Raw genomic sequence first — 15,823 nt, forward strand, 5'->3', positions numbered from 1 at the left:
GATGGCCGGGTCCGGGCAACCGGCTGGAATCAGCCTGAACGCATCCGGCGCGTACCGGGGGTCCACCGTCCTGGAAGGATCGCAGGCATGGGTAACGAGTCGTCCGGGATTCTCGACGAGTTGGGCTGGCGTGGACTGATCGCGCAGTCCACCGACCTCGACGCGCTGGCCGCCGAGGCGCAGCAGGGACCGATGACCGTGTACGCCGGCTTCGACCCCACGGCAGCGAGTCTGCACGCCGGCCACCTGGTGCCACTGCTGGCGCTGCGTCGGTTCCAGCGTGCCGGGCATCGCCCGATCGTGCTGGCCGGCGGCGCCACCGGCATGATCGGCGACCCGCGCGAGGTCGGTGAGCGCAGTCTGCAGGAAGCGGACACGGTCGCCGAATGGTCCGAGCGGATCCGCGGGCAATTGGAGCGCTTCGTCGATTTCGACGATTCGCCGACCGGCGCGATCGTCGAGAACAACCTGGAATGGACCAGCGAGCTGTCGGCCATCGAGTTCCTGCGCGACATCGGCAAGCACTTCTCGGTCAACGTGATGCTGGATCGCGACACCGTGCGGCGTCGCCTGGAAGGGGAGGGCATCTCCTACACCGAATTCAGCTACATGCTGCTGCAGGCCAACGACTTCGTCGAGTTGCGCCGCCGGCATGGCTGCTCGCTGCAGATCGGCGGGTCGGATCAGTGGGGCAACATCATCGCCGGGGTCCGCCTGGTGCGCCAAAAGCTCGGTGCCGCAGTGCATGCGCTCACGGTGCCGCTGGTGACATCTGCCGACGGCAAGAAGTTCGGCAAGTCAACCGGTGGCGGCAGCCTGTGGCTGGACCCGCAGATGACCAGTCCGTACGCGTGGTACCAGTACTTCGTCAACACCGCGGACGCGGACGTCATCCGCTACCTGCGCTGGTTCACCTTTCTGTCCGCCGACGAACTCGCCGAGCTGGAACAGGCCACCGCGGAGCGCCCCCACCAGCGCGCCGCACAGCGCCGGCTCGCCGCCGAACTCACCACTCTGGTGCACGGCGAGGCAGCCACCGAGGCCGTCCAGCATGCCAGCGGGGCGTTGTTCGGGCAGGGGGAGCTGGACCGGCTGGACGAGGCGACATTGTCGTCGGCGTTGCGCGAGACGTCGGTGGCGGAACTCAAACCCGGTGAGCCCGACGGGATCGTGGACCTGCTGGTGGCCACTGGTCTTTCGGAGAGCCGGAAGGCCGCGCGGCGCACCATCGGTGAAGGTGGGGTGTCGGTCAACAACAATCGGGTCGGCAGCGACGAATGGTCGCCACAACCAACCGATTTCCTGCACGGGCGATGGCTGGTGTTGCGTCGCGGCAAGCGGAACGTCGCGGGTGTGGAAAAGGTCTAGCCTGCGCCGCCCAGGATGCCGACCTGAATCGAGGGCAGCTGGTCGTCCGCGGCCGCCACGGCAAAAAGGCTGGCCGCGTTGTAGAACGCGTCGTTGGTCATCAAGCCCCGCTGTGCGAGTTCGATGTGGTCGACTTCGGTGCCCCAGCGCATGGCGAACAACCGCTTCAGCTGAGTCGGGTCGGGCCGTCGCAAGTTCAGATTCGGTTTCTGCCTGGCCAATTCGTCGCGACGGGCCAGCGCCTGGGCGGCCATCGTGCGCCACTCGGGCAATCGGGGATCCGTGCGCAGCAGTTCCAGGAAGTGCTGGATCGCGGGCAGTGACCGGGTGAAGAACAGGGTGCGGGTGGTCAAGCGCGCTGAAACCGAAATGGGGTCGTTGCCGAACTCTCGGCTTTCCTCCTTGGTAAGCCAGTGCGCGCGAACGCTTTCGGGGAAACCCGAGGCATCGATGATTCCCGAGGCGATCGCGTAGCGGTGGGCGATGGTTTCCAGGGCGCGTTCGTAGGCGCCGATGCCGTCGTAGGTGCCTGTGTCGGGTTCGCTGTCGATGGCCCGGGATGCGCGGTCGCGAACGCTGCCCGCGTCGCCGGGATGTGTCACGTTCCTGTACCAGGCGGCCACCTGCTCCAGGGCCGGGCGGTAGGCCCACCGGTCGGTGGCGCACACGCTCAACAGCGAAAGCACGTCGACGTCAAGGATGTCGACGACCTCGGCTCCCCCCGGCGTCACCTCGACAGGCGTCGGCGGAGCCCACCGTTGCCGCCAACGCTCCGACCATACGGTGGGCGGAGGGCTGGGACGCACCGCCACGCTTCTCGGGCCGCTGATCACCTCGCGCAGTGCCAGCACCGCGTCGGCGTGCTTGATGTCGATCCGCATGGCCTTCAATTGTCTTGCCAGGCTTGCGCTTTCCGGGACGCCGGCGGACTCCAGCAGACGGTTCCAGGTGCGCTGGGTGAAAGGGGTGCGGCGGGCGGTCTCAATGAGCTGGTCGCCCGTTGCCGACGGCAGCACGCCGGATTTCACTGCCTGCGTGACTGTCTGGCGGATATTGACCAGGGCGTCCACGAAGACCGGGTAGCCATCGTCGGGGTCGCCGTGCACCATGCCGACTTCGTCGTCGGCGTCGATGATGCCGTCGCGGTACCCCTCGAACACCCAGCCGTAGCCCTCCATGCCGAACGGATGCAGTTCCGCCGCCCGCAGCGCACCCATGCTCGATGAACCGACTACCCGCACTCCGTCGTCCATCAGGGTGAGCAGTTCTTTGTGCCGGACCGACGCGCTCTGGAAGAAGAGGCCGTCGACTATGAGCAGCGTGTCCCCGCGACGCAACCCGTAGCGCAGCGCGTCGCCGAATGAAATCGGTGTTACCACTTGCGCATGCGGGATCACCGCATGAATGTCCTGGGTGCCGATCGTGGGCCCGGCGGTCACGACGATGCGAGCGTCGGCGGTCATGAGTGCTCCTGCAGCGGGGTGCGCAAGGGGGACTGCACCGTCGCGGACATGCCGGGTGCGATCACCTTGACGACGGGTACACAGGCTTCGGGAAAGTCGCACACCACCGCGAGCGGTTCGGTGCCGGCCACCGTGGCCACGGCCGTCGCCGCCGTGGCGAGCAGTTCCCCCAGCGAGTCGGTACTCGAGATGTGCCACGGCGTGGGGTCCGCTTCGGGCATGGGCTGCAAGGACTTCCTGGCCGGAGCGAAGGTGTGCACGCGCGCGAATCTCTGGTAGATAGCTGAGGGCAGATCCTCGCGCGCTCCGCTGATCGCGGTCAGGCGCGATTGTGCGGCTTCGGTAATGGCCCGGGACAGAGCGACATTCGGATCGTGGTGTAGACCGCTGCCGCTGAACGGGATCTCCATCATAGGCGAGGTGATCTCGGCGGCGAAGCAGTAGAAGTCGTCCCAGACGTCCATCCGGGCGACCTGCAGTTCGCTTCCGGCACCGTGGATCATCTCGACCAGACCCGCGCAATCCGAGCGGACGACGTCGTCGATCGGCACCTCGAATAGGGTGGAACCCGGCTTCGCGGCTGCCATGCCGTACCGCTCCATGATCTCGTAGAGGCCGTGCAGGGTGGCTTCGTGGTAGCTGTTGCCCGAGGCCAATCCCGTTGTGTCCATGCCGAAGATCGGTGGCCCCCAGGCGTCGTTCACCGAGATGTTCACCACGGTGGCCAGCCAGGGCACCCAAGTGCGGCGGCCGGTCAGCAGGGTTGTTGCGACCATCCAGTCGAGCTTGGCTCCCGGGTGATAGAAACTACCGGCCGGCCGGTTGAGATCGGCCGGGTCGTACGTTAATGCATCGTTGAGTTCCGTTGTGGGCGTTGACAATAGGTCGGGAGAGATGTTCTCGACGTGCCAATTCTCCAGGGATTCCATGGCGGCGGACACCTGAGCGGCCCGATAGGTGGTGGCTTTGCCCTGGCTCACCGACAACGTCAGCGATGCGGGGCGCACCGCTTGCACCGTCGGGATTCCGAGGTCGTCGAGCCAGGTGAGATCGGCGACGCGGGTGATGCCGGCCGCGGTGAGCAGCGGCTGAATGGCCGACCACGTCTGGTCCGGCGAGATGATGCGGTGGGTACCCGCGTGGTGGCCGATCTTGAGCGGGTCAGCGTGACCCAATACCCGTGTGGGCCAATGTGACCAATCTGGGCCACTGATTTGTGCAGTGCCGCGGCCCGGCATTTCCGGCATGGGCTTCACGCTACTGAGTAAGGGCATCAATGGAGGGCATTCGGTCGCGTTGGGCATGAAAATCCAGCGGGATCTCACCGCGAGGGGAGGGGGAGGGGAGGGCGATGAGACCCCGCTGGTAGTCAGTCACTCGCCGGCGTCGCTCACTGCGAACAACGGAATGGTGTAGGCGCACTCGGTCTCGCAGAACAGGGTCTCATAGGCCATGCGACGTTCCTCTCGTAGTTGTGATTTCGTACGTGAACAATTCTTGGTTGTGCGCGCCCACCGCGGTATCCCACTGCCGGCCGATCGACGGCGGAGATCCGTTTCCGCTGTCGGCACGAGCGTCCTGTCCACCGAACGGGGGACAGCGGCCGCGCTAGCCCGCTCGCTGCCGGGAGCCGGGATCGAAACGCGCTAGTGGGCAAACCTTTATCTCACCGTGTTGCGGTTGTGACAGTCGTTGAGCACTGTTGTCACGATGACCGCACCCGCGATCGCCTTCAGACTGCTGGCTCTGGCCGCAGGCGTGTTCGGAGTGTCGGCCACGGTGGCGGCGCCGATCCATGCCGACATGTTGGGCAACGCATTTCTCAATGCGCTGAACAATGCGGGTGTTACCTACAGCGAGCCCTCCACTGCGGTAGCTCTTGGCCGCACGGTATGTCCCAAGGCGCTGTCGCCCGGTGGATCTTTCGACGCCATCGTCTCGGAGATGGCGCAGCTCAACGGCCTGCCGCGGGATCGGGCCGCCGCGTTCACCATCGTCGCGATCGCGACGTACTGTCCGGCGTTGATCGCGCCGATGCTGCCGCACCGGCTACAGGCCTGACGGGTTAGCCGGGGCTAGCCAGGATCGCCGGCCTGCCCGGCAGTCCCGGACACGCCCGGATCTCCACTGACGGCGAACGAAGCATGTGCACCGTTGTCGGTTCCCGCGAGCCCCCCGGCTCCGGGCGTTCCGGCCGCGCCCGCTGCACCGGCCGCCCCTCCTACGCCCGCGGTCCCCTGTGCACCCTTGCCGCCGAACATGCCACCCAGGCCGCCGGTCCCGCCGTTGGTGCCACCGGCGCCGCCGTCGCCCCCGTCGCTGCCGCTGCCGCCGTTGCCGCCATCACCGCCATCGCCGCCGAAGATGAAGGGTGAAGAGCTGGGATCGCCGACGGCGTTGCCGCCATGGCCGCCCGTTCCACCGTTGCCGCCCTGGCCGCCCGCACCACCGACGCCTCCGGTGCCCGCGTTTCCGCCGGCACCGCCGGACCCGATGAATTTCGCGCCGTTGCCCCCATTGCCGCCGTTACCCCCGTTGCCGCCATGACCGCCGGTGCCAGAGGCGTCACCTCCGTCGCCGCCGGCACCACCGGAAACGTTCGTCTGATGGTTGGGCCATCCCTGGGCGACCCAGTCGCCGGTTGCCGTACCGCCGTTGCCGCCGCTGCCGCCGTTGCCACCGGAGAGTGCGGCTCCGCCGCCGCCGCCGGTACCGCCGGCACCGCCGCGACCCCCGTTGCCGAAGAGTTGAGCGGCGTTCCCGCCGTTTCCGCCGAGGCCACCGTTTCCGCCGTCGGCGCCAGACCCGATGCCGTTGGCGCCGTTACCGCCTCTACCTCCCAGGCCCGCGGCCGCGGTGCCGTGGCCATCGACATCCGTCGCCGATCCGCCGTCACCGCCATGACCGCCGCTACCGCCATTGCCCAGCGCATTTCCTCCGGTACCGCCGTTGCCGCCCTGCACGGTCGCAGTGATCGCGGGCGCGCCGCTGGCACCGCCGCCGTCGCCGCCATCACCGCCGTTGGCGCCGTCACCGCCGTTGCCGCCGCCGGGGGCGGTGCCATTGTCGGTATGCAGGTTCGCGCCCGAGCCGCCGGCGCCGCCATTCAGACCGGAACCGCCTGTCTCGCCCGGTTGTCCGCTGCCCGGAGCGCCGCTGGTTGCCGAGCCCGTGGCATGGGCGCCGACGGCGTCGGTGCCGTGCCAGCCGGTGCCTCCTTGGCCGCCGTTGCCGCCGTTGCCGATGAGTCCTGGGGCGTTGCCGCCGGTGCCGCCCTGGCCGGGGGTGATGTGGGGGAAGTCGTAGAGCCCGCCGGGGTTGGGGGAGGCGTAGAGGCCGTGGCCGCCTTGGCCGCCGGTGCCGCCGTCGCCGTAGAGGTGGCCGCCCTGGCCGCCGGTGCCACCGGTGCTGCCGGGGCCGCCGAGTCCGCCGGTGCCGCCGTTGCCGATCAGGCCGGCCGCGCCGCCGGTGCCGGCAGCCCCGCCGCGTAGCAGGGTGCCGCCGTCGCCGCCGGCGCCGCCGGTGCCGCCGTCGCCGTAGAGGCTGCCGCCGGTGCCGCCGGTGCCGCCGTTGCCGGCGGAGAACAAGAAGCCCGCGGTGGTGCCGCCGCTGCCGCCGGTTCCGCCGGTGCCGATGAGTCCGGCGTTGCCGCCGGCGCCGCCGGTGCCGCCGGGGCCGACGATGCCGTAGTTGGGGTCGAGGAGGCCGTTGCCGCCAGCGCCGCCGCTGCCGCCGGTGCCGTAGAGCCAGCCGCCGGCGCCGCCGGTGCCGCCGCTGGCCGAGGCGCCGCCGGTGCCCCCGGCGCCGCCGGTGCCGATCAGTCCGGCGGCTCCGCCGTTGCCGCCGGCTTGCCCGGCGATGCCGGGGGCGCCGTTGCCGCCGTTGCCGTAGAGCCAGCCGCCGCTGGCGCCGTTGCCGCCGGGGTTGTTGGCGTCGGCGCCGTCGCCGATCAGGGCGCGGCCGGTCAGCGCCACCGACGGGGCGTTGACGGCATCAAGCAGCGATTGCAGGGGGTTGGCGGCGGCAGCTTCGGCGGCGGCAAAGGCGCCCCCGCCCGCCTGCAACGACGCGACGAACTGCTCCTGCAGACCCGCCACCCGCGCACCGATCACCTGATAGTCCCGCGCATGGCTATCGAACAACGCCGCCACCGCCGCCGACACCTCATCAGTGCCCGCCGCCGCCAGCGCCGTCGTCGGCACGACGGCGGCCGAATTGGCGGAACTGATCGATACACCGATTCCGGCCAGATCAGCGGCAGCCACCGACACCAGATCGGGAAGCACGCTCACGAAAAGCACTGAAATTCCTCCTACTGGTCAGGACATGTCTCGCGTCGGCTGCGGTAACCGCTAGCCGTCGTCTCCGGGGAGTCCGTTATTGCCGGCCTGCCCGAGGCGTCCGATGGAGCCGCCCAGACCCGAGCCGCTTGCCCCTGCGTTGCCTCCGGCGCCGCCCGAGCCGCCGGCACCGCCCTGCCCGCCGGCCCCGGCGCCGCCCGCATTGCCCGCGCTGCCGATCAGCCCGCCCTGACCGCCAGCGCCACCTGCCGTTCCGCCGTGACCGCCTGCACCGCCGTCGCTGCCGGCTCCTCCGTCACCGCCGGTTCCGCCGGAGCCGCCCAGGACCGAGAACCCGCCGTTGGCGTTGCCGCCGTGTCCGGCGTCACCGCCGGCACCGCCCGCGGCGCCGACTCCGCCGCCGCCCCCGGTGCCCGCATCGCCGCATTGCCGCCGAAGCCGATGAACTTGGCCCCATTGCCACCGTTGCCGCCGGTGCCGCCGACACCGCCCCTGCCGGATGCGCCGCCGTCGCCGCCGTCGCCGCCGTCCCCACCCGAGGTGCTGCTGCCGCTCCCGACGGGATATCCCTGAGATCCGAAGCCGCCGTGGGCATTTCCGCCATTGCCGCCGCCACCGCCCGCGCCGCCGGGAGTACCTGATCCGCCGAGGCCGCCGGTACCGCCGATGCCGCCGTGCCCACCGCTACCGAAGATCAGGCCGGCGTTACCACCGTTACCCCCGACACCGCCCGCGCCACCGTCACCGCCCGCCGACCCGACGCCGCCGTGACCACCGTTTCCTCCGACGCCCGCGTACGCGAAGCCCGCACTGGAAGCGTCGGCCCCGCCGCCCGCTCCGCCGTTTCCGCCGGTGCCGCTCGCACCGACCGCGTCACCGCCGTTACCGCCTCTGCCGCCGAACGCGTAGCTGCCGGCATCCGTGCCGGTAGCAGACCCGCCGTTACCGCCGGCACCGCCGCTGGAGCCGTTGCCGCCGGTGCCGCCGGCGCCTCCGGTCGGGCCCGCCGACGTGGATGTCACCGAGCCGCCACTGCCGCCGTCGCCACCATTGAGTGTCGGAGAGCCCATCCCGCCGGGGCCGCCGTTGGCTCCGGTGAGGGGCGTCGCCGAAGTGGTCGTGACGGGACTGATCGAGGTGCCGGCCGGTGCGGCGTCGGTCGTCGTGCGTGCGACGGCGTCGGTGCCGTGCCAGCCGGTGCCGCCTTGGCCGCCGTTGCCGCCGTTGCCGATGAGTCCTGGGGCGTTGCCGCCGGTGCCGCCCTGGCCGGGGGTGATGTGGGGGAAGTCGTAGAGCCCGCCGGGGTTGGGGGAGGCGTAGAGGCCGTGGCCGCCTTGGCCGCCGGTGCCGCCGTCGCCGTAGAGGCTGCCGCCGGTGCCGCCGGTGCCGCCGTTGCCGGCGGGAAACAAGAAGCCCGCGGTGGTGCCGCCGCTGCCGCCGGCCCCGCCGGTGCCGATGAGTCCGGCGTTGCCGCCGGCGCCGCCGGTGCCGCCGGGGCCGACGATGCCGTAGTTGGGGTCGAGGAGGCCGTTGCCGCCCGCGCCGCCGGTGCCGCCGTTGCCGTAGAGCCAGCCGCCGGCGCCGCCGTTGCCGCCGCTGGCCGAGGCTCCGCCGGTGCCGCCGGTGCCGATCAGTCCGGCGGCTCCGCCGTTGCCGCCGGCTTGCCCGGCGATGCCGGGGGCGCCGTTGCCGCCGTTGCCGTAGAGCCAGCCGCCACTGGCGCCGTTGCCGCCGGGGGTGGTGGCGTCGGCGCCGTCGCCGATCAGGGCGCGGCCGGTCAGCGCCAGCGAGGGGGCGTTGACGGCATCGAGCAGCGATTGCAGGGGGTTGGCCGCGGTGGCTTCGGCGGCGGCATAGGCGCTCCCGGCCGCCTGCAACGACGCGACGAACTGCTCCTGCAGGCCCGCCACCCGCGCACCGATCACCTGATAGTCCCGCGCATGGCTGCCGAACAACGCCGCCACCGCCACCGACACCTCATCGGTGCCCGCAGCCGCCAGCGCCGTCGTCCGGGTCGCGGCAAAAGCGTTGGCGTCGTTGACAATCGAACCGATTCTCGTCAAATCCGTTGCGGCGGCGGATATGAGCTGCGGTGCCGCGATCAGTTCGGTCATCGGACCGGTCATCCGTTGATCCCGGCGATTCCCGCGCCACCGGCCTTGCCGGCATTGCCAGGGGTGCCGGGCACGTTGTCGATGTTGCCGCCCGAGGCCTCGCCGCGGGCGCCGCCGTTGCCGACCGTGGTACCGCCGGCACCGCCCTGGCCTCCCACTCCTCCCGCACCCGCACCACCGTTTCGGCCGGCACCGCCGAATAGCCCGCCGGCCCCACCGGCGCCGCCCTGCTGACCCCCGGCGCCACCCTTGCCGCCCTGGCCGCCCTGGCCGCCGTCGCCACCGTCCCCGCCGTTGCCGGCGGTGTTGTCCGAGCCACCGGTAGCGGTGGCACCGTTGCCGCCGTGTCCGCCCGCGCCGCCGTCACCGCCGGCGCCACCTGCTCCGCCCGTACCGGCGTCGCCACCGGCACCGCCGAAGCCGATGAGTTTCCCGCCGGCGCCACCGTTGCCGCCGACGCCGCCCTGCCCGCCGGTGCCGCCGAAACCTCCGCTTCCGCCGGTTCCGCCGTCACCTCCCGAACCGGAGATGCTGCCGAAATGGGCGCTGTCCGAATGGCCGCCGGCGCCTCCGTTACCGCCGTTGCCGCCGTGGTCACCGGCACCACCGAGGCCTCCGATACCGCCCTGGCCACCGGCTCCGCCGTTGCCGATCAACAGCCCTGCATTACCGCCATTGCCGCCGGCGCCGCCCGCGCCGCCGTTGACTGGCGGGGTCTCGCCGGAAGCGCCGTCACCGCCCCGGCCACCGCTACCGCCGTAGTTGTTGGTCTCGTCTCCCACCGCGAAGCCGCCGTTACCGCCGTTGCCGCCCGAGCCGCCGGGTCCGCTGCCTGGTGCTCCATTGCCGCCGTCGCCCGCATAAGTGCTGTAGGCCAGCGGGTCGTCGGGGTTATTGACGTTCCCACCGTTCCCGCCGTCGCCGCCGTTGGCGCCGCCTGGCCCGGCCGCCCCGCCGTCGCCGCCTCGGCCGGCGTTGACGGTGAAACCGTTGCCGTTGGTGCCATCGGCGCCGCTGCCGCCGGTGCCGCCGTTCTGGCCGGGTCCACCGGCGGTCCCGGTGAGTCCACTGCCGTTCGGTTGCACCGAATCGTTCGGGAATGCCGGTGTCACGTTGACGCCGTTTGCCGCGCTCCAGCCGGCGCCGCCCTGGCCGCCGTTGCCGCCGTTGCCGATCAGCCCTGGGGCATTGCCGCCGTTGCCGCCCTGGCCGGGGTCGATGGCGGGAGTGGTGGTGATGAAGTTGGTGGCGGCTAAGGCCGCGCCGCCTTGTCCACCCGAGCCGCCGTTGCCGAAGAGTTGGCCGCCGTTGCCACCGGAGCCGCCGGTGGCGCCGGTGCCGGCGCTGCCGCCGCCACCGCCGTTGCCGATGGCGCGTGCTGATCCGCCGCTGCCGCCCTGGCCACCGTGTCCGCCGAAAAGTGTTGCACCACCGCCGTTTCCGCCGTTGCCGCCGTCGCCGTAGAGGATGCCGCCGGTACCGCCGCTGCCGCCGGTGCCGCCGGTGTTGGCTTCGAGCCCGTTGGCGCCGCTGCCGGCGTTTCCGCCGTTGCCGCCGTTGCCCAGCAGTCCAGTCGCGCCGCCTTGGCCACCGCTGCCGCCAGTGCCGCCTATGCCGAAGCCACTGCCCCCGTCGCCGCCGAGGCCGCCGCTGCCGCCGTTGCCGTAAAGGCTGCCGCCGGTGCCACCGTTGCCGGCGGTGCCTCCGTTGCCGCCGGTGCTGCCGGTGCCGCCGGTCCCGCCGTTTCCGCCGACGCCGCCGCTGCCCAGGTAGCCGGCGTTTCCGCCATTGCCGGCCGCGCCACCGGCACCGCCTTGTCCGGCCAGACCGGTGGTGTGGCCACCGGTGCCGCCGTCACCTCCCACTCCGCCGCTGCCGAAGAAGCCGGCCGCCCCGCCGTTGCCGCCGCTCCCGCCGGCGCCGCCGTGGCCACCGAGAGCGCTGGAGTCGCTGCCGCTGCCCCCGTTGCCGCCGGCGCCGCCGTTGCCCGAGAGCCAGCCGCCGGCTCCGCCGTTGCCGCCGGTTGCCGAGGTGCCGCCGGACGCTCCGGCGCCGCCGTTGCCGATCAAGCCGGCGGCTCCGCCGTTACCGCCGGTTTGTCCTAGAGCTCCGGGGGCGCCGTTGCCGCCGTTGCCGTAGAGCCAGCCGCCACTGCCGCCGTTGCCGCCGGGGGTGGTGGCGTCGGCGCCGTCGCCGATCAGGGCGCGTCCGGTCAGCGCAACCGAGGGGGCGTTGACGGCATCCAGCAGCGATTGCAGAGGGTGGGCGGCAGCGGCTTCGGCGGCGGCATAGGCGCTCCCGGCCGCCTGCAACGAGGCCACGAACTGCTCCTGCAGGCCCGCCACCCGCGCACCGATCGCCTGATAGTCGCGGGCATGGGCGCCGAACAACGCCGCAATCGCCGCCGACACCTCATCGGTGCCTGCCGCCGCCAGCGCCGTCGTCGGCAAGACGGCGGCGAGGTTGGCGGCACCAACCGCCGAGCCGATGCCGGCCAGATCCGAGGCGGCCGTCGCCACCAATTCAGGAAGCACGTTCACGAAAGCCATGGGCTCATGCTGTGCAGTGAGCGTTGGGCGATGTATGAACAGTCGTGAAATGCGCTGGTAGCGGCCCTGCTCGGGGCAAGGCCCGGGGTACCGCAGATTATGAGCGCGGACGCGGTACCCGTAACCTCTAGCGGGTGGTCGATGACAGGCGCAGTCGCAGCAACGAGCGGCGGCCGCGATCTGGCTCCAACGGCATGCCGCGGCACTCCGGCCCGGGCCGGGCGCGACCGGCTCAACCTCACGCCGACGCCGCCTCCGTTGGACCGCCGATTCCCGCCGACGTCGAGGCCCGTCAACTGGCGCCCGACGTGCGACGCGAGCTGAGCACGCTGGACCGGGCCACCGCCGACGCCGTCGCCCGCCATTTGGTCGCCGCGGGTGGCCTGCTCGACGAAGACCCGGAAGCAGCGCTCAGCCATGCCCGGGCGGCCCGTGCTCGGGCCAGCCGGATTGCGGCGGTTCGCGAGGCCGTCGGTATCGCCGCGTATCACTGCGGCGACTGGGGTCAGGCGCTGGCGGAATTCCGTGCCGCCCGACGGATGGGCAGCAAGTCTCCGTTGCTGGCATTGATCGCCGACTGTGAGCGCGGACTCGGCCGCCCGCAGCGGGCCATCGACCTGGCACGCGGACCCGAAGCGGCCGAACTCAGCGGTGACGACGCCGACGAGCTGCGCATCGTCGCCGCCGGCGCCCGCGCCGACCTCGGGCAACTCGAACAGGCCCTGACCATCCTGTCCACCCCGCAGCTTGACCCGGCGCGTACCGGCTCGACGGCCGCGCGGTTGTTCTATGCCTACGCCGAAACGCTGCTCGCACTCGGACGCGGCGAAGAGGCGCTGCAGTGGTTCCTGCGTTCGGCGGCGGCCGACACCGACGGCATCACCGATGCCGAAGATCGGGTCAGCGAACTTGGCTGAGTCGAAAAGTATTGCGCAGCAATATGATTGCCTTCTGCTCGACCTGGACGGAACGGTATTTCGCGGTCATCGGCCCACCGAGGGTGCGGTGGAGTCGCTGGACGGGATAGACAGCCGCAAGCTATTCGTCACCAACAACGCCTCGCGCAGCGCCGACGAAGTCGCCGAACACCTGCGCGAACTCGGCTTCACCGCCGACAGTGACGACATCGTCACCAGCGCGCAGAGCGCAGCACACCTGCTCGCCGCGCAACTGCCGTCGGGGGCGAAGGTGCTGATTGTCGGCACCGACGCTTTGGCCGCCGAGATCGAGGCGGCAGGTCTGCAACCGGTCCGCCGGTTCGACGACGAGCCGGACGCCGTCGTTCAGGGCCTTTCCATGACCATCAGCTGGCCCGAACTGGCCGAGGCCGCACTGGCCATCCGGGCCGGCGCGTTGTGGGTTGCGGCCAATGTCGACCTGACGCTGCCGACCGAGCGAGGTCTGTTGCCGGGCAACGGATCTCTGGTCGCGGCGTTGCGTGCGGCCACCGGTGAGCAGCCGCAGGTGGCCGGCAAGCCGGGGTCGCAGTTGATGAAAGACGCCGTAGGCCGTGGCGACTTCGCGTCGCCGCTGGTTGTCGGTGACCGGCTCGATACCGACATCGAAGGCGCCAACGCCGCGGAGCTGCCCAGCCTGATGGTGCTCACCGGGGTGAATTCGGCGCGTGATGCGGTGTTCGCCGAGCCCGCGCAGCGGCCCACCTATATCGGCCACGACTTGAGGTCGCTGCACGTGGACGCTGCGCGGCTGAAGGTGGGTCCGCAGCGGGGCTGGCGGGTGGAGGTTCGCGACGAGGTGGCGACGGTCACCGGGAGCGACAACCACCAGGATGACGACCTCGCGATCGTCCGCGCTGTTGCGAGTGCCCTCTGGGAGGCGCCCGTCCCGGTGCAGGTCGAAGCCGGCGACGACCAGGCCCGCGAGGCCCTGGACCGCTGGTCCCTGATGCACGGCGAGTAGCCGGTGACTACCGTAGGAGCGCAATGACTATCGATCCTGAGCAGATCCGCGCCGAAATCCAATCCCTGATGGCCCAGCTGCCCGACGATGCTGACGCCGCTACCGGGCCGTCCCTCGAGGAGCTCGAAGACATCGCCCGCCGCCTTTCGGAGGCGCACGACGTGCTGTTGCAGGCGCTGGAGTCGGCGGAGAAGGGCTGAGTGCCCGCATGCCCCGGCGTGCCCGCGTCGACGCCGAGTTGGTGCGGCGGGGCCTGGCACGCTCCCGTCAACAGGCCGCGGAGTTGATCGGGGCCGGCCGGGTGCGGATCGACGGACTGCCGGCGCTCAAGCCGGCCACCGCCGTTGCCGTCACCGCCGCGCTCACCGTGGCCGACGACGGCCAACGCTCCTGGGTGTCGCGGGGAGCGCACAAACTCATCGGCGCTCTGGACGCCTTCGGGATCACCGTCGAGGGCCGGCGCTGCCTGGACGCGGGAGCCTCGACCGGCGGTTTCACCGAAGTCTTGTTGGATCGGGGCGCCGCCCAAGTGGTGGCCGCCGACGTCGGCTACGGGCAGTTGGCGTGGTCGTTGCGCAGTGACCCGCGGGTGGTCGTCGTGGAGCGCACCAACGTGCGTGACCTGTCACCAGAGGCGATCGGCGGCCCAGTGGACCTGGTGGTCGCCGACCTGTCATTCATCTCGTTGGCGACGGTGTTGCCCGCGCTGGTTGGTTGCGCTTCGCCCGACGCCGATATCGTTCCCATGGTGAAGCCGCAGTTTGAGGTGGGGAAGGGCCAGGTCGGTGCCGGCGGGGTGGTGCAGGACCCGCAACTGCGCATCGATTCGGTGCTCGCAGTGTCGCGGCGTGCCGCCGAGTTGGGCTGGCACACCCTCGACGTGACGGCCAGCCCGCTGCCGGGTCCTTCGGGCAATGTCGAATACTTTCTGTGGCTGCGTGCCCGGACCGATCGTGCGCTGGCCGGCGACGAGCTTGTCGAAGCGGCGCGCCGCGCAGTGAGTGAAGGCCCGACGACGATGCGGGGCGGCACGCCCCGAGAAGGAGTCGGGCAATCAGGTGGGGGCCCGACGACGATGCGGGGCGGCACGCCCCGAGAAGGAGTCGGGCAATCAGGTGGGGGCCCGACGACGATGCGGGGCGGCACGCCCCGAGAAGGAGTCGGGCAATCAGGTGGGGGCCCGAAGTGACCGAACGTACCATCCTGCTGGTCGTCCACTCCGGCCGTGACGAAGCCACCGAAACCGCCCGACGCGTCGAGAAGGTGTTGGAAGACAAGGGGATTGCGCTACGGGCACTTTCTGCCGAAGCCGTCGACAAGGGCTCGTTGCGGCTGAGTCCCAACGATATGCGGGTGCTGGGCGTCGATATCGAGGTCGTCGACGCCGACCCGATGGCCGCGGACGGTTGCGAACTGGTACTCGTGCTGGGTGGCGACGGCACCTTCCTGCGGGCGGCAGAGCTGGCCCGCAACGCCGGTATTCCGGTGCTGGGTGTCAACCTGGGCCGCATCGGCTTCCTCGCCGAAGCCGAGGCCGAGGCCATTGACACGGTGCTCGAACACGTTGTCGCGCAGAACTATCGGGTGGAGGACCGGCTGGTCCTCGATGTGGTGGTGCGCCAGGGCGGCGAAGTCATCGACCGGGGTTGGGCGCTCAACGAAGCCAGCCTGGAAAAAGGCCCCCGCCTCGGCGTTCTCGGCGTCGTCGTCGAAATCGACGGCCGGCCGGTCTCCACATTCGGCTGCGACGGTGTGCTGGTTTCCACGCCGACCGGGTCCACCGCGTATGCGTTCTCCGCGGGTGGTCCGGTGCTGTGGCCCGACTTGGAAGCAATTCTGGTGGTGCCCAACAACGCTCACGCCTTATTCGGACGGCCCATGGTCACCAGCCCCGATGCCGCCATCGCCATCGAGATCGAGGCGGATGGTCATGACGCGCTGGTGTTCTGCGACGGCCGTCGGGACATGCGGGTGCCGGCGGGCAGTCGGCTCGAGGTCACCCGTTCTGTCACACCGGTGAAGTGGGTGCGCCTGGACAGCGCACCGTTCACCGACCGGTTGGTGACCAAGTTCCGGTTGCCGGTGACGGGCTGGCGCGGGAAGTAGCC

11 protein-coding genes and 1 pseudogene are annotated in these 15,823 nt (G+C 71.0%); 7 read left to right on the forward strand and 5 right to left on the reverse strand.

Annotated features, from left to right (window positions below; translation table 11 throughout):
- Positions 1–87: 87 nt before the first annotated feature.
- Positions 88–1,368: a tyrosine--tRNA ligase gene (tyrS, locus tag C0J29_RS14180; protein WP_120792713.1), complete on the forward strand. Its 1,281-nt coding sequence runs from the start codon at positions 88–90 to the stop codon at positions 1,366–1,368.
- Here tyrS and C0J29_RS14185 read toward each other — a convergent pair.
- Together C0J29_RS14185 and C0J29_RS14190 are read right to left on the reverse strand one after the other, a co-directional pair.
- The gene (locus tag C0J29_RS14185) at positions 1,365–2,831 is read right to left on the reverse strand and encodes a TfuA-like protein (RefSeq protein WP_120792714.1); all 1,467 of its coding nucleotides are present in this window, start codon (positions 2,829–2,831) and stop codon (positions 1,365–1,367) included. The two genes, tyrS and C0J29_RS14185, sit on opposite strands and share 4 nt — an antisense overlap.
- Positions 2,828–4,078 carry a YcaO-like family protein gene (locus C0J29_RS14190; protein WP_065044943.1) on the reverse strand — a complete coding sequence of 417 codons (1,251 nt, stop codon included), beginning with the start codon at positions 4,076–4,078 and terminating at the stop codon, positions 2,828–2,830. Before C0J29_RS14190 ends, C0J29_RS14185 begins: the two co-directional genes overlap by 4 nt.
- A gap of 463 nt (positions 4,079–4,541) precedes the next feature.
- Here C0J29_RS14190 and C0J29_RS14195 point away from each other — a divergent pair, with 463 nt between their 5' ends.
- Positions 4,542–4,892, forward strand: coding sequence for a DUF732 domain-containing protein (locus tag C0J29_RS14195; RefSeq protein WP_120792715.1), 351 nt, complete (start codon positions 4,542–4,544; stop codon positions 4,890–4,892).
- Between the two features lie 14 nt (positions 4,893–4,906).
- Here C0J29_RS14195 and C0J29_RS34400 read toward each other — a convergent pair whose 3' ends face one another.
- From C0J29_RS34400 to C0J29_RS34405, 3 genes are all read right to left on the reverse strand, one after another.
- The gene (locus C0J29_RS34400; protein ID WP_120792716.1) at positions 4,907–7,132 is read right to left on the reverse strand and encodes a PE family protein; all 2,226 of its coding nucleotides are present in this window, start codon (positions 7,130–7,132) and stop codon (positions 4,907–4,909) included.
- A 218-nt stretch (positions 7,133–7,350) separates the two neighbouring features.
- Positions 7,351–9,246 carry a PE family protein gene (locus C0J29_RS14205; RefSeq protein ID WP_167482736.1) on the reverse strand — a complete coding sequence of 632 codons (1,896 nt, stop codon included), beginning with the start codon at positions 9,244–9,246 and terminating at the stop codon, positions 7,351–7,353.
- Positions 9,247–9,254: 8 nt separating this feature from the next.
- Complete coding sequence (locus C0J29_RS34405; RefSeq protein ID WP_277950719.1) at positions 9,255–11,795, reverse strand: PE family protein; 2,541 nt, start codon at positions 11,793–11,795, stop codon at positions 9,255–9,257.
- 194 nt (positions 11,796–11,989) lie between these two features.
- Here C0J29_RS34405 and C0J29_RS14230 point away from each other — a divergent pair, with 194 nt between their 5' ends.
- From C0J29_RS14230 to C0J29_RS14250, 5 genes and pseudogenes are all read left to right on the forward strand, one after another.
- A complete protein-coding gene (locus C0J29_RS14230) occupies positions 11,990–12,712 on the forward strand; it encodes a tetratricopeptide repeat protein (protein WP_371872490.1) in 723 nt (240 codons plus the stop codon).
- A complete protein-coding gene (locus tag C0J29_RS14235) occupies positions 12,681–13,715 on the forward strand; it encodes an HAD-IIA family hydrolase (protein ID WP_120792718.1) in 1,035 nt (344 codons plus the stop codon). Before C0J29_RS14230 ends, C0J29_RS14235 begins: the two co-directional genes overlap by 32 nt.
- A 23-nt stretch (positions 13,716–13,738) precedes the next feature.
- Positions 13,739–13,915, forward strand: coding sequence for a hypothetical protein (locus C0J29_RS14240; protein WP_120792719.1), 177 nt, complete (start codon positions 13,739–13,741; stop codon positions 13,913–13,915).
- A gap of 8 nt (positions 13,916–13,923) precedes the next feature.
- Positions 13,924–14,727 (forward strand): annotated as a pseudogene (locus C0J29_RS14245) (TlyA family RNA methyltransferase); the annotation flags it as partial.
- Positions 14,728–14,900: 173 nt separating this feature from the next.
- Positions 14,901–15,821 (forward strand): NAD kinase, encoded by a 921-nt coding sequence (locus C0J29_RS14250; protein WP_065045498.1) that lies wholly within the window; start codon positions 14,901–14,903, stop codon positions 15,819–15,821.
- Positions 15,822–15,823 lie beyond the last annotated feature (2 nt).

The sequence above is a fragment of the Mycobacterium paragordonae genome, from assembly GCF_003614435.1.
In the GTDB taxonomy this organism is placed as follows: Bacteria; Actinomycetota; Actinomycetes; order Mycobacteriales; family Mycobacteriaceae; genus Mycobacterium; species Mycobacterium paragordonae.

Coding starts and splice junctions, on each gene's coding strand:
- tyrS (WP_120792713.1), top strand. CDS start 88: ATGGGTAACGAGTCGTCCGGGATTCTCGACGAGTTGGGCTGGCGTGGA.
- C0J29_RS14185 (WP_120792714.1), bottom strand. CDS start 2,831: ATGACCGCCGACGCTCGCATCGTCGTGACCGCCGGGCCCACGATCGGC.
- C0J29_RS14190 (WP_065044943.1), bottom strand. CDS start 4,078: ATGCCGGAAATGCCGGGCCGCGGCACTGCACAAATCAGTGGCCCAGAT.
- C0J29_RS14195 (WP_120792715.1), top strand. CDS start 4,542: ATGACCGCACCCGCGATCGCCTTCAGACTGCTGGCTCTGGCCGCAGGC.
- C0J29_RS14205 (WP_167482736.1), bottom strand. CDS start 9,246: ATGACCGAACTGATCGCGGCACCGCAGCTCATATCCGCCGCCGCAACG.
- C0J29_RS34405 (WP_277950719.1), bottom strand. CDS start 11,795: ATGGCTTTCGTGAACGTGCTTCCTGAATTGGTGGCGACGGCCGCCTCG.
- C0J29_RS14230 (WP_371872490.1), top strand. CDS start 11,990: ATGCCGCGGCACTCCGGCCCGGGCCGGGCGCGACCGGCTCAACCTCAC.
- C0J29_RS14235 (WP_120792718.1), top strand. CDS start 12,681: ATGCCGAAGATCGGGTCAGCGAACTTGGCTGAGTCGAAAAGTATTGCG.
- C0J29_RS14240 (WP_120792719.1), top strand. CDS start 13,739: ATGACTATCGATCCTGAGCAGATCCGCGCCGAAATCCAATCCCTGATG.